Here is a 13,392-nt window from a genome sequence, read left to right as displayed (position 1 = left end):
ATCTAATTGCTATCTTCTGGGATGGGGAGGGCGGGAGAGTGTTGGGATGACCTCCATGAAAAAAATCGCGAAGATTTCCAGAATGGGTTGAATTCACTATTGTCGTGTCATCACTCAAATGTCCGACCTGGATGCCGCGGATCACACTCTTCACAAGAGGGCAGGGAGCGGGATCGCCGCCTCGTCGCCGCCCCACCCCTATCTCTGTCGTGGGGGGGGGGTCCGGGGGGTCTCCCCGCCGGCGCGAGAGAGTGACAACAATTTTTTCGTTTTTTTGTGGGGGCGACACAGTTGATCAACGTCCCTTCCCACCCCCTCACCCCTGGGACGCGGCTCCCCCTGACCCCCACCCCAGGATGACGAGAGGGGGGGGGAAGGCAGGGGCGTGAACATGAAGAGGATAGTGGCGCGACCTACGTTCTCTTCACGCGAGGAGAGAGATCTCTCGATCTATTGCATCGTGGTGACGACTTTTCGTTCTTGACTTGACACTAGATTCCTTCAAGAGTGATACACAGATCCAGATACATCTCCTGAATGATCGAACCTCTTTATTCCTGTTCCTATCTTCGTCCTGGGGGTGTGGGAAGACGTGGTGATCAGAAGTGCCCCCCGGACGGACCGGACCCCCCACAGAGATAGGGATAAGGCGAGGTGGCGATGAAGTGTGGTCCCATCTGGTGTCCTGCTCCAGAGAGGGAGCACGGATCCACACACTGGTTACTAACGAGAATTTTCAACCGCGTATGTGTAGGAGAAGAGTTCGTGTTTGATTCTACACAACCGGCCGTCCCAACCAGAACAGGAGCGAGCCCATGGAATCGACCATCAGAAGAGCAGCGAAAAACAGCAACGCGTCTGAGAAACGCGAAGGAAAGAAAGAGGGGAGTTCAGGCGGACTTTGCCGCGAGTTCAACATCCTCTTCCTTGATCGTCTTGCGACCAGCGTGCTGGGCGAGACGGTTGGCTTCCTTGGTCAGGGTAGCGATGTATGCCTCGGCCTTTGCAACAAGGGCCGCCGCTGCATCGCTGCCAACTCTCTCAGCACCATTCTTCTTAGCGATTCTGACAACCGCTGCAATTGGTAAGTCTGCCATGTCCAATTACCTCTAAATTATCAGTTCCTCGAAGAGTATTTAAACCTTTCCACTTGAACCGGCTATTATGGCTTTCAATATGACATTGGAGAGGGAATTCAGGTTCACACACGGTTTAGGTGAAGGAAAAGAGCCAAACCAATCAAAGCGATTTAAAGGACTTTTAAGCCAAAAAAAGAGATTTACTCAGATCTTTCAGATTTTATCATCGACGAGGCAAGGAGAAGAGCGCTTGAGTAGTCGGGAGAGGCGCGCGAAGAATCTACAAAGATCGGCCCAATATTGACCACCGGCGCCCCATGTCCCGCTCCCCCCCCCAGGAAGGTGAGCGTGCGAAAGATCAGGTTGCCCGTGATCCCGTCTGGGGCGATGACCACCCCGCACTCCTGCACCGCGTCTTCGATGCGGACCTCGCAGTGTTCTGCCCCTGCCAGACGGGCGACCAGTTCGGCATCGGCAAGCGACCGGTCCACCGCCTGGTGGCGCCCCACGTCGCCGTACCGCCCGCCAGAAAGAACGGCGACGCCCGCCGAGAGCCCGAACGCACGCGCGATCGGCCGCGCCTTCTCGACAAACGCAAGTTTCTCGGCGACCGTCCATCCCTCGTCCACCCCCACCGGGGCAAAAAGGAACTGGACACCATTCGCCGACTCTAAAAGGGCAACCCGTTCCAGATGATCGACACCGCACCCTGCCTTCAGGCACCGCAGCGTCTCATTGGCCGGGAGGGTGCCCCGCACCGCCCCCTCGATCCGCCCGGCCAGGAGGTCGTCGACCATCATCTCCCAGGGGCACTCGCTCTCACGTGTCTCGACCCCCAGACCGTCCATCGCCCCAGGGCAACAGTAACAGACGACCTGCAGACGGTTTCCGACCTTCCTGACACTCGCGGCGACCTTCTCCGGGTCGGCGCCAGCCCCGATCCCGATGCTCATACCAGGTCTGTGGCGTCGATGATCCGCATAATCCCCTCGGTCTCCAGATCGAAGACCGAGGTCGTGGACCCCTCATACGAGACCGAGAGAGTGTGCGAGTCATTCACCCACCCGACCGGCTGCGCCGTCATCCCGGCCTCCTCGAAGAGCCGACAGATCTCGTCGGTGTGCTCGTCATGACAGGTCATGATGAAACCCATCCCGGGGTACATCCGCACCCAGTGCTCGAAGGTGATCCCATGCTCCTTCAGGTCAGGGCGCGGGATCGCGTCGAGTTCCACCTCGGCCCCCTTCCTCGAGGTCTCAAGAAGCATCCCCAGGGTGCCGATGACCCCGGGGTTGGAGATGTCCTTGGCCGCCGTGACCAGGTGACGCCTGGCAAGTTCCTGCATCACCCCGATCTGGCGGCGCACCTCCTCGGCCGACCGCATCGTCGCCGAGTCCCAGTTCAGGATACACGAAGGATGCACCCTGCCGTCGAGGTCGATCGCCGCCACGACCCGGTCCCCAGCTTCCGCAGTGCTCGAATAGATGACATCGTCGACCGGCACCGAACCCATGATCGCAAGATCGATGACCGAGTACGGGGTGTCGGGGTGGAGATGGCCGCCCACGATCGGGACGCCGAACTGCGCGGACGCCGCCTGCATCCCCCTCGTCACCTCATTGCAGAGTTTCCCGTCGGTGAACGAGAGGACGTCGACCATCGCCAGGGGCCGCCCGCCCATTGCAGCGATATCGTGCACATTCACCAGCACCGCACAATATCCAGCCCAGAAGGGGTCGGCTTCCATCAGTTTGCTCCAGATCCCGTCTGCTGCCAGGAGGAGGGCCATGCCGTCCTGCCTGATCACGGCGGCGTCCTCCCCATAAGACGCAACGACGTCGGGCTGGTCATTGATCTTGAGATTCTCGATCAACTCGCCGATCGCGCGTTTTCTCGTAACCCCCTCGTATTCCCGGACCGATCTGGCGACCGAATCGGGGGAACAGTTGTCTACCACGATAACACCAACATCCTGTAAGCTTGTATGGTACTCTTTTTCATCAAAGATAATGTATTTGATTGCTCGCCAGGGGCTCATGCACCCGGGGCCGTAGACCATACCACTCAATATTTGAGATCCCCGGCCCTATGATCCTGCTATATGGACTGGACCGAGAAGTACCGCCCACAGAGTCTCCGGGACCTTGTCGGGAACGGACCAGCCGTGCGCCAGGTCTACGAATGGGCCAGGTCATGGACGAGGGAAAGCCCGCCCCTCGTCCTGTACGGGAAACCCGGCATAGGCAAGACCTCGAGCGCCCACGCCCTGGCACGCGACCTGCACTGGGAGGTCGTCGAACTGAATGCAAGCGACCAGCGGACCAGGGGTGTCCTCGAACGGGTGGCCGGGACCTCGAGCGCCACGGCAAGCCTGCTCGGCGCCGAACGCAAACTGATCCTCCTCGACGAGGCCGACAACCTCCACGGGACCGCCGACCGGGGGGGGGCGCGCGCGATCATCGAGATCGTCAGGCACTCCTGCCAGCCGATCATCCTCATTGCCAACGACCTCTACGGCCTCCCGAAGGAACTGCGGGCCATCGGCGAGCCAGTCCAGTTCAGGGCCATCCAGGCCCGCTCCATCGTGCCGCGGCTCAGGGAGATCTGCCGGTGCGAGGGGGTCTCCTGCTCACAGGACGCCCTCATGGCGATCGCCCAGAGTGCCGGGGGCGACATCCGCGCCGCCGTCAACATGCTCTATGCCTCGGCCCTCGGCAAGCAGGAGGTCGGCGCCGACGACGTTCACACCAGCCAGAAAGATCAGCGGTCGACGATCTTCGACCTTGTCGCCTCGACCTATGCAGGAAGAAAGTCAGACACCGAACTGGACAGACTTGGCTGGGAGGTGGACGAGGATCCAGGGACCGTCCTCCAGTGGCTGGAAGGGAACCTCCACACCCTCCAGCGCCCTGAGGCCGAGACGCGGGCGTACACCCCGCTGGCGCGGGCCGACGAATGGCTCGGGCTCACCCGCCGCCGCCAGTACTTCGCGCTCTGGAAATATGCCAGGGCGATGATGATCCTCGGCGTCAAGGAGGCCGCCGGCGGGGCGGGGGCCCATGGGAGACTGATGCCCCCAGCGCGGTGGCGGCGGATGGGCGGCGGGCGCAAACAGAAGTCGATCCGCGCCTCGGTGATGCAGAAACTCTCCCATGCCCTCTCCCTCCCCCAGCACACCATCAGGGAAGAGTATCTCCCGCTCATCACCCACCTCATCGAGGAGGACCCTGCCCTCTATGCGGAGACGCTCGTCTTCGACGCCGACGAACTGAACTTCTTCCTCCACGACAAACCTCGCTCAAAAGCGGTGATCAAAGAACTCAAGGCCGCCGAGAGAGCGCGAAAGAAGAAAGAGAAGGAAAAAGAGAGGGAGAGGAAGAAAATAGAGAAAGAGAAGAAGAAGGCCGAGGCCAAAGCCCGCGAAGACCCCCCGGTGCCCGAAGAAAAATCACAGCCCAAGGTGAACCAGGCCACGCTCTTCGATGCATTTTAACTGAGGGGCTCTGGAAAACCCCTCGCCTATTATGCAGGGAGAATAGGTATCTTGCGCCGGAGGCGGAGGAAGGCATGAGATCAAGGAACCTTGTTCATCCCCACACCGGGCTCTGGAGATATTCTCTCGTTGAATCTCTCTGGCAGGGGGCTTGGCCACCCCCCAAACCCCCCGCCACACGAGAGGTCGTGGACTGCAACGCACTCGTCATGGTCATCTATTCTGCCCTCCCGATTTCATCGTGGTTCCCGGAGGGCCGGGGGAGCCGCGCCCCCTGCTCTTCAGGCTTGAAAAAGAGAGACCACGTGACAAGAAGTTTTCATCCCATATGCGTGAACCCACGGTTCATGCCCGATTCTACAGAACCAGAAAGATCTCCGCAGTCACTTCAGGGCGCGACAATACCGGTGGAGCCTGACCCCGCCGCACTCGATCCGCTCGCCCCCGTCCAGGTAGACCTCGTCCCCCAGGTGATAAACGAGGAGGTCGCACCCTAATGCCTGTGCGAGGGCGATGAGGGACGGGACCATCTCGACCCCTGGCCTCACTGCATAGACAAGGTCGGCCCCCACATACCAGGGAAGGTCAGGGGAGAAGACGTCGTCCCTCCTCGTCTCCACCCCTACCACCGGCGCGGGGTCCCTGATGTCGGTCGCCCGCACCCGCAACCCTGCCTGGCAGCACCGTACTGCGACGTCAGGATTCCTTCCGATACCGACCTCGACGACATCCCGATAATTTCTGGCAATATACTCTGCAATACAGCCTTCAATACGTTTATACTCAGATGCCACGAATACCTAGGTATCATGGGCGTCACACTTATTTGGGACCACCAGGTTCCGACCGGCATGCACCTGCCGGTGGGACGGCGGATCGAACTGGTCCTCGGCACCCCCCTCGATCATGCGGATGCAGAAGGGTTGATCAACGGCTATCACCCGGAACGCAACCAGTATGACGCCCGCGCCGTCCTCGAACGCGTCCTCTTCATGAAACGCCGGACCAATTGCCGCGACCCCGCCCTCCTCGTCGTCACCCACGACCTCTTCATCGACGGGTGCGACTTCGTCTTCGGGCTGGCCAGACCCTCCACCGGGTGCGCCGTCGTCTCCCTTGCCCGCCTGGACAACTCCTACTACGGACGCCCCTCCTCCTTCGACGACCTCGCCGACCGGACGGCAAAGGAGGGGGCCCACGAGATCTGCCACCTCCTCGGGCTCGAACACTGCGATAACCCCGAATGCGTGATGTTCAAACCCGCCACCCTCGACGAACTGGACAGAAAACGGATGAATCTCTGCCCGGCCTGCCGCTCACACCTCGCCTACCTGACCGGCAACTGAAGGGAGAAGGGTTAAAGTCACACCTATCATACTATCTCTGGATCGCAGTGGGGTATTTTAATGGGGTATTTTACTTCATTGATTCAGAGAAAGTTCAAGGACGTGGCTGGGAGGCGGTACGATACCGTCGTAAAGGAGTACCGTGAGTTCCTTCTCACCGAAGAGGAGGCCGTGGTCCCTGAGGTCAGGTCGATCCTCATGCCTCTCGACTACTTTGTAAAAGAGATCCCACCGGCCCTGTACGAGACCCTCTCGACCTATGAGGGGGCCACCGTCTCGCTGGTCTATATCATCGATATGGAGGTGATCAGGATCGTCGAGGACAGCCTCGACGAGACGGTGATCCAGGACTTCAAGCAGAAACGCGAAGCCTTCGGCGAAGAACTGCTCGCGCGGGCCGTCTCAGACCTCGAGTCTGTAGGGCTCCCGGTGAAGAGCAGACTTTTCTCAGGGAAAAAATACGAGAATATCCACGAACTCATGAGAACACATGACATGCTCGTGGTCTCGAAACAGTACGGGGCCTCGACGACCGAGATCTCGCCCTTGAGTTCGGTCACCCTCAAACTTGCCCAGACCGCTGACGTCCCGATCATTGTTTATTAGAGATATCAGCCATGATAGAAGCAGAACTCATCGCAATAGGAGTATTTCTCGTCACCTACGCCCTGATCATCGACGAACGGATCCACCGTGCCGTAGCGGCGCTGGCCGGCGCTGCGGTGATCACCTTCTCCCAGGTCGTCCCCTGGGAAAAGGTTCCCGAGTATCTTGACCTCGGCACGATCTTCCTCTTGATGGGGATGATGATCATCGTGAACACGGCGCGCGGGAGCGGACTCTTCGAGTACATCGCGATCAGGACCGCCAAACTCGCGAAAGGCAGCCCGATGCGGGTGCTGATCCTCTTCTCTGTCGTAACGGCGGTGACGAGCGCCTTCCTGGACAATGTCACGACTGTCCTCCTCCTCACCCCGATGCTCCTGTACATCGCGAAGGTGATGAAACTCAACCCGATCCCCTTCCTTCTCTCAGAGATCTTTGCCTCCAATGTGGGCGGGGCGGCAACGCTCATCGGCGACCCGCCAAACATCATGATCGGATCGGCCGCAGGACTCGGCTTCAACGACTTCCTCATGACCATGGGACCGATCGCCCTTGTCGATATGACCATCGTGCTGGTCATGCTCTACTTCATCTACGGCAAACAGCTCAAGGTCGAGCCTGAGGAACAGAAGAAGATCGCCGGGGTCATCGACAACCTGGACGAGCGGGCGGCGATCAAGGACCGTTCGCTCTTCAACAAGTCGGTGATCACCATCCTCCTGGTCGTCTTCCTCTTCTTCATCCATGGGGAACTCGGGGTCGAACCGGCGGTGGTGGCCATGACCGGTGCGGCGATCCTCCTCTTCTGGAGCCGCGTGCCGCCCGACGAGATCCTGGAAAAGATCGAGTGGCCCGCCCTCTTCTTCTTCGGTGGGCTCTTCATCATCGTCGGCGCACTCGTCGAGACCGGGCTTATCAGCCAGGTCGCAGAGTTCGTGGTCAGCCATGTCCACACCACCGGCGAGGCGATGATCATCATCGCCTGGTTCTCTGCCATCGCCTCGGCGATCGTGGACAACATCCCGCTCACCGCCACCCTTATCCCCCTCATCCAGGACATGGGGATGACGATGGAGATCGAACCGCTCTGGTGGGCCCTCTCGCTTGGCGCATGTATGGGCGGGAACGGGACCGCCATCGCCGCCTCGGCAAACGTCGTGGTCATCGGGATCGCCGAGCGCCAGGGGATTACCATCACCTTCATGGATTTCCTCAAGATGGGGATGCTCATCCTCTTCGTGACCGTGGCCGTCGGCCTTGGCATGCTCCTCCTCATGTTCACATGAGGACGGGACCCTCTTTTTCGCAAAACTGATGTAGCGAGAGCGACAACAGATCACTGCAACTCACCAGAGGGTGGCGCCGTGTCGCCCCCTCTGCTCAGGACCAACCTTCTGCTGGAGGCATACACAACGATAGAACAAGAACGTAAGGCATATTACGCGCACACTACACCGTCAGAGGAGACGACGCCATGACCGGCCCAGAACTCATTGCCATCGCCGTCTTCCTCTTTACCTACGCCCTGATCATCGACGAACGGATCCACCGTGCCGTGGCCGCAATGGCCGGCGCCGCGGTGATCGTCTTTGTCGGGGTCGTCCCCTGGGAAAAGATCCCGGAGTACCTCGACCTTGGCACGATCTTTCTCCTCATGGGGATGATGATCATCGTGAACACGGCGCGCGGGAGCGGACTCTTCGAGTACATCGCGATCAAGACCGCCAAACTCTCGAAGGGCAGTCCGATGCGGGTACTGATCCTCTTCGCCCTGGTGACCGCCGTGACAAGCGCCTTCCTGGACAATGTCACGACCGTCCTCCTCCTCACCCCGATGCTCCTGTACATCGCGAAGGTGATGGGGCTCAACCCGGTCCCCTTCCTCCTCACCGAGATCTTTGCCTCCAATGTGGGCGGGGCGGCGACGCTCATCGGCGACCCGCCAAACATCATGATCGGGTCGGCCGCAGGACTTGGCTTCAACGACTTCCTCTTTACCATGGGGCCGATCGTTGTCGTCGATTTCATCGTGGTCATCCTCTTCCTGGCCCTCCTGTACCGCAAGAAGATCGCCGTCGGGAAAGAGGCGATGGAGACGATCGTCCAGACTCTCAAAGGCCTGGACGAGCATGCAGCCGTCAAGGACCGCACGCTCTTCATCAAGTCGGTGGTCACCATCCTCATGGTCGTCGTCCTCTTCTTTGTGCACGACCAGCTGGGAGTCCAGCCGGCGGTGGTGGCCATGACCGGTGCGGCATTCCTCCTCTTCTGGAGCCGCGTGCCGCCCGACGAGATCCTGGAAAAGATCGAGTGGCCCGCCCTCTTCTTCTTCGGCGGGCTCTTCATCATCGTCGGCGCTCTCGTCGAGACCGGGCTCATCGGCCAGGCCGCAGAGTTCGTGGTCAGCCATGTCCACACCACCGGCGAGGCGATGATCATCATCGCCTGGTTCTCTGCCATCGCCTCGGCCTTCGTGGACAACATCCCGCTCACCGCCACCCTCATCCCTCTCATCCATGACATGGGTACGGCGATGGATGTCGGACCGCTCTGGTGGGCCCTCTCGCTTGGCGCATGCCTGGGCGGGAACGGGACCGCCATCGGGGCCTCGGCAAACGTGGTGGTCCTCGGGGTCGCCGAGCGGGAAGGAATAAATATCACGTTCATCGAATTCATGAAAATAGGGATGATCGTCCTCGTCCTGAGTGTAGCGGTCGGCCTCGGCCTCCTCTGGATGCGTTTCATGTGGTGATGATGATATGAAGATACTGGCACTCATCGACGGCTCCAAATGGGGCCACAAGGCGGCACTCCATGCCGTCTCAATTGCAAAGCGGAAAAAAGACGCCGAGATCGTTCTCCTCTCTGTGATGGACCGGCGGGAGGCGCGGGTGATGGCCTTCAACTACTGCACTCAGAGCAACAAGTGCGACATCATCGGGACCTATGAGCAGAACATCTGGGACTCGATGCACCAGAGCATCAAGGGCGAACTCGAGGCCCTTAAACTCTACTGCGCCGAGGAAGGGTGCCAGTGCACCACCAGGATCGCCGAAGGGAGTAGAAAAGAGGAGATCACCGGCGAGATCAACGCAGGCGGGTATTCACTCGTCGTGATGGGCGCCCACGGCCGAACCGGGCGGCTGCAACTGGGCAGCACTCTCGGCGAGATCTGCGGGGAGATCACGGCCCCGGTGCTTATTGTCCACTGACCGAGAGGTCAGCAAGACTCCTATTTTTCATCCTGATCGCCGTGAGCGAGTTGAGGACCGCGACCCGCACACAGGGGTCGCAGAATTCATAGACCTGCTGGAGCGGGGCAAAGGCCCTGGCGTCCCCGATCTTTCCCAGGGCTTCGGCTGCTTCATATCGGCACTTTTCGTCGTGCCTGAGTACAGCGACAAGCGGTTCGACCGCACGGGATTCCCCTATCTCCCCGAGCATCTCGACGGCCGCCCGCCGCACGTCGGAAGCGTCGTCGGTGAGGAGGGCAAGGAGCGACTCGATCACGTCGGCCCCGCCGATCCTGACGACCGCCTCCGCGGTGACAAGTCGCACTTCCCAGCTCCTGTCCCTGAGATGGGCGATGAGGGGTTTCTGGGCCTCTGGATCTCCGATCTTGCCGAGGGCCTTCGCCGCTTCGAACCTGATCTCATAGTTCGGATCGTCCAGGGCCGTGATGAGGGGGGCGACCGCCTGGCGGTCGCCCAGTTCGCCAAGGGCGAAGACGATCCCGTCCCGGCCGTCAGGCCCGTCTTTCTCTTCGAGGGCGTCAAGGAGGTACTCCACCGCCCTGGGGTCGCCGATCTCGCCAAGTCCGGTCGCGGCCCCCCACCTGACGTCGGGGTCCTCGTCCCTGAGTGCCCTGATCAGGGCACAGACCGCCCCAGACGCCTGCATCCCGCCAAGGCTGATCGCCGCCTTCCACCTGACGTCCTTATCCGGATCGTTCAGCACCCTGATCAGAGGGGCGACCGCTCTTTCGTCCCCGATCTTGCCGAGGGCCTCGGCCGCACCCCACCGTACGTACTTGTTCCGGTCTTGGAGGGTTTCAATGAGCCGCGGGACAGCAGGTGCTCCGATCTCCACGAGAGAGGCAACGGCCTCCCATCGGACAGCGAGATTCGGATCCTTGAGATCAAGGACTAGCCCATCGATCTCTTCTTCCAGAGACTCCTCTATCTCACCATCCCGGCTATTGGTGTCCCGAATATGTGCTCCCATGCTCCAATCCTGAAATGAGTTAATCACTACGGTGTGAAATCATATCAAACTTCCCGCCACGCCCTGCTATGACGGGATGCGCGCGCCCCCATATATGCCTATTCAGACGATATCAAGCCCGACATCGACGTTCCTGACCGTGTGGGTCAGGGCACCCATGCTGACGAGGTCGGCCCCGGTGCCCCCATAGTCCGGGGCGGTCTCAGGGGTGATCCTGCCAGAGACCTCGACAAGGACGCGGTCGCGCAGGCCAGCGGCATTGAGTGCCTCGACCGCCGCGGCGACCGCGGCGGGGTCCATGTTGTCGAGGAGGACCAGGTCGGCCCCGGCCCTCGCCGCAGTGACGGCATCCTCTGCCGTCTCCACCTCGACCTCCACCTTATGATAGAGGGTGTAGGCCCGTGCCCGGCGCACCGCCTCCTCAAACCCAACAAGGGCGAGGTGGTTGTCCTTGATGAGGACCATGTCGGAGAGGGAGAGGCGGTGGGCCTCCCCGCCGCCGAGGACCACGGCCTTCTTGTCGAGCCCCCTGAGCCCGGGCGCCGTCTTCCTGGTGGAAGCGACCCTGAGATGCGGGTCTGTAGCCTCCACGGCCTGCACCGCCGCCCTCGTCGCGGTGGCGATCCCGCTCATCCGCCCGATGATGTTGAGGACCGTGCGCTCGCCCAGGAGCACGGCGCGGGCCGGGCCTGAGACCGTCATCACGGTCGCGCCAGGGTCGACCTCGGCCCCGTCCTCGACCGTCTGCTCGGCGTCGACCCCGAGGTGGCCAAAAAGGGCGACGCCTTCCTCAAGTCCGGCGATGACGCAGCGTTCCCGCGTCCTGACCGCCGCGGCGAGCACGGCGTCCGCAGGCACCACGCCCTCAGAGGTGATGTCCCCGAAGGGAGCGTCCTCCTCCAGGAACGAGAGAAGGTGCGCAAGGTCGACGGTCATCTCACTCATCCCCTGAGCGCGATCATACGCTCGATGGCCTTCCTGGCACGCCCGGCAACCGCTTCGTCAAGGGTCACCTCGTACTCCCCGGTCTGGAGGGCCCTGCGCACATCTTCGAGGGTCGTGCGCTTCATGTCCTCGCAGACGATGCTCTCGACGGCATGGAAGGTGCGGTCTGGGAAGAGGCGGCCAAGACGGTAGGCCATCCCCTTCTCGGTAAGCACCGTCCACTGCTGGTGGAGGTGCGCCTGTCTGGCCATCCCTCCGGTCGAGGCGACGAGGTCAGAGGCCTCCTGCACTTCTGGATCGCACTCGGGGTGGCAGACCACGGCATCGCCCCGTGCATGCCCGGCCTCGACGTCGGCGAGGGTATACTCCTGATGGACCGGGCAGTGCCCGTCCGCGGGAAGGGGGATGATCTCCTTTTCCGGCACCTGGGCGGCGACATGGTGCGCCAGGTTGGCGTCAGGCCCGAAGAGCACCTCTGTCTCGGCAAGGGACCGCACCACCTCGACGGCGTTTGCCGAGGTGCAGGTGATATCGGCCTCGGCCTTCGACTCGATCGTCGAGTTGACGTACAGCACCACGGCGGCCCCGGGATGACGGGCCTTTGCCTCGCGGACCATCTCAGGAGTGAGACAGTCGGCAAGCGGGCACCCGGCCTCCTTCACCGGGAGGATGACCTTCCTTGAAGGGTTGAGGATCTTGGCGGTCTCGGCCATGAACTCGACCCCGCAGAAGATCAGCACGTCGGCCGTGGCCTCCTTGGCCTTGATCGCAAGTTCCAGGCTGTCGCCCACAAAATCGGCGATCTCCTGGACCTCAGGGATCTGGTAGTTGTGGGCGAGGATCACCGCGCCCTGTTCGTCTTTGAGTCTCTGTATTTCATCCTGTATCATGTTCCCACTCTCATCGGTTCGCCAAGGTTCTTGAGCAGGGTCACGATCGAGAGCGCGGCAAGGTAACTCGTCGCCGGGTTATCTGGGCTCGGACGGTTTTTCACCGTGATCGTCGCCTCGCCAAAGTCCCCTTCAATAAAGATCTCGTGCACGTTCCTGTCGATGTCAGGGTCGGCCCAGAGTTCTACCTCGACATCTCTGCCGGCGGCAAGTTCGAGGGCGACCGAGACATTGGTATTCTTGGGATAGTGCTTGATGCACTCGTTCGCCATCCCGGAGAAGAGGCACGTGCGTCCGGTGCACTCTTCGATATTGAGGGACCGAGGGTTTTTGGTCGTGCGCAGCAGGAGTCTGGTGATCCCTGAGACCTGCCCGATCTTGAGGTTGTCGAGCCCGAAGATCGCCCCGCTCGGGATATAGATCTTTTGTCCGAGGGAGGTGGCAAGCCCGGTGATCTCGTGCCTGAAGGGCTCGTCTGCAAAGACCCCGACGCTCATGACGACAAGGTCTTTCCCGTGTTCAAGAACCGATGCGGCATATTTTTGAGCAGCGGCGATCGAAGCTGCTTCGACAACGATATCGTAGTCTTCATTGAGAAAGTCTTCGATATTTCCAAACGCCTTTGCGCCGCAGAGTTTCCCAGCCTCCTCTGCGCGTCCGGGCATCTGGTCATAGAGGGCAACAATATCGACTCCTACATGATTTTTAATTATGATATTCCCGATATTGCCGCACCCCAGCAGACCTATGGTGAGCATCTGTATATGATAGGTGGAAGGGGGGTTAAGCATTGTGCCGGGGGGATCTGG

Annotated in this window: 14 protein-coding genes; 6 read left to right on the top strand and 8 right to left on the bottom strand. The window is 60.8% G+C overall.

Annotated elements, in window-relative coordinates:
* Positions 1-890 precede the first annotated feature (890 nt).
* From J2129_RS01530 to J2129_RS01520, 3 genes are all read right to left on the bottom strand, one after another.
* The gene (locus tag J2129_RS01530; RefSeq protein ID WP_209628957.1) at positions 891-1,097 is read right to left on the bottom strand and encodes a histone; all 207 of its coding nucleotides are present in this window, start codon (positions 1,095-1,097) and stop codon (positions 891-893) included.
* A 182-nt stretch (positions 1,098-1,279) separates the two neighbouring features.
* Complete coding sequence (mtxX, locus tag J2129_RS01525) at positions 1,280-2,032, bottom strand: methanogenesis marker protein Mmp4/MtxX (protein WP_209628955.1); 753 nt, start codon at positions 2,030-2,032, stop codon at positions 1,280-1,282.
* Positions 2,029-3,036, bottom strand: coding sequence for a methanogenesis marker 2 protein (locus J2129_RS01520; protein ID WP_209628952.1), 1,008 nt, complete (start codon positions 3,034-3,036; stop codon positions 2,029-2,031). Before J2129_RS01520 ends, mtxX begins: the two co-directional genes overlap by 4 nt.
* A 144-nt stretch (positions 3,037-3,180) precedes the next feature.
* Here J2129_RS01520 and J2129_RS01515 point away from each other — a divergent pair, with 144 nt between their 5' ends.
* Entirely contained in the window at positions 3,181-4,572 is a 1,392-nt protein-coding gene (locus tag J2129_RS01515; protein WP_209628950.1) for a replication factor C large subunit, read from the top strand.
* A gap of 383 nt (positions 4,573-4,955) precedes the next feature.
* On the opposite strand, the gene J2129_RS01510 is transcribed toward J2129_RS01515, so the two are convergent.
* Complete coding sequence (locus J2129_RS01510; protein WP_209628948.1) at positions 4,956-5,366, bottom strand: UPF0146 family protein; 411 nt, start codon at positions 5,364-5,366, stop codon at positions 4,956-4,958.
* A 15-nt stretch (positions 5,367-5,381) separates the two neighbouring features.
* Here J2129_RS01510 and J2129_RS01505 point away from each other — a divergent pair, with 15 nt between their 5' ends.
* The 5 genes from J2129_RS01505 to J2129_RS01485 all read left to right on the top strand — a co-directional run bounded on the left by J2129_RS01505 (position 5,382) and on the right by J2129_RS01485 (position 9,736).
* Positions 5,382-5,918 (top strand): archaemetzincin family Zn-dependent metalloprotease, encoded by a 537-nt coding sequence (locus J2129_RS01505; protein ID WP_209628946.1) that lies wholly within the window; start codon positions 5,382-5,384, stop codon positions 5,916-5,918.
* A 60-nt stretch (positions 5,919-5,978) separates the two neighbouring features.
* Positions 5,979-6,524, top strand: a complete 546-nt coding sequence (locus tag J2129_RS01500) for a universal stress protein (RefSeq protein WP_209628943.1) — start codon at positions 5,979-5,981, stop codon at positions 6,522-6,524.
* Between the two features lie 11 nt (positions 6,525-6,535).
* Positions 6,536-7,810 carry an ArsB/NhaD family transporter gene (locus J2129_RS01495; protein WP_209628941.1) on the top strand — a complete coding sequence of 425 codons (1,275 nt, stop codon included), beginning with the start codon at positions 6,536-6,538 and terminating at the stop codon, positions 7,808-7,810.
* Positions 7,811-7,998: 188 nt separating this feature from the next.
* The gene (locus J2129_RS01490; protein ID WP_209628939.1) at positions 7,999-9,276 is read left to right on the top strand and encodes an ArsB/NhaD family transporter; all 1,278 of its coding nucleotides are present in this window, start codon (positions 7,999-8,001) and stop codon (positions 9,274-9,276) included.
* Between the two features lie 7 nt (positions 9,277-9,283).
* On the top strand, positions 9,284-9,736 hold the full coding sequence (locus J2129_RS01485; RefSeq protein WP_209628937.1) for a universal stress protein: 453 nt from the start codon (positions 9,284-9,286) through the stop codon (positions 9,734-9,736).
* Here J2129_RS01485 and J2129_RS01480 read toward each other — a convergent pair.
* The 4 genes from J2129_RS01480 to nadX all read right to left on the bottom strand — a co-directional run bounded on the left by J2129_RS01480 (position 9,723) and on the right by nadX (position 13,341).
* The gene (locus J2129_RS01480; RefSeq protein ID WP_209628935.1) at positions 9,723-10,748 is read right to left on the bottom strand and encodes a HEAT repeat domain-containing protein; all 1,026 of its coding nucleotides are present in this window, start codon (positions 10,746-10,748) and stop codon (positions 9,723-9,725) included. The two genes, J2129_RS01485 and J2129_RS01480, sit on opposite strands and share 14 nt — an antisense overlap.
* 102 nt (positions 10,749-10,850) lie before the next feature.
* A complete protein-coding gene (nadC, locus tag J2129_RS01475; RefSeq protein ID WP_209628933.1) occupies positions 10,851-11,684 on the bottom strand; it encodes a carboxylating nicotinate-nucleotide diphosphorylase in 834 nt (277 codons plus the stop codon).
* Positions 11,685-11,689: 5 nt separating this feature from the next.
* On the bottom strand, positions 11,690-12,583 hold the full coding sequence (gene nadA, locus J2129_RS01470; RefSeq protein ID WP_209628931.1) for a quinolinate synthase NadA: 894 nt from the start codon (positions 12,581-12,583) through the stop codon (positions 11,690-11,692).
* Positions 12,580-13,341, bottom strand: a complete 762-nt coding sequence (gene nadX / locus J2129_RS01465) for an aspartate dehydrogenase (RefSeq protein ID WP_209628929.1) — start codon at positions 13,339-13,341, stop codon at positions 12,580-12,582. Before nadX ends, nadA begins: the two co-directional genes overlap by 4 nt.
* Positions 13,342-13,392: the final 51 nt, after the last annotated feature.

The organism is Methanofollis sp. W23, assembly GCF_017875325.1.
In the GTDB taxonomy this organism is placed as follows: domain Archaea; phylum Halobacteriota; class Methanomicrobia; order Methanomicrobiales; family Methanofollaceae; genus Methanofollis.
The sequence above is the reverse complement of the archived record's forward strand: the minus strand, read 5'-3'. Positions and strand labels throughout refer to the sequence as shown.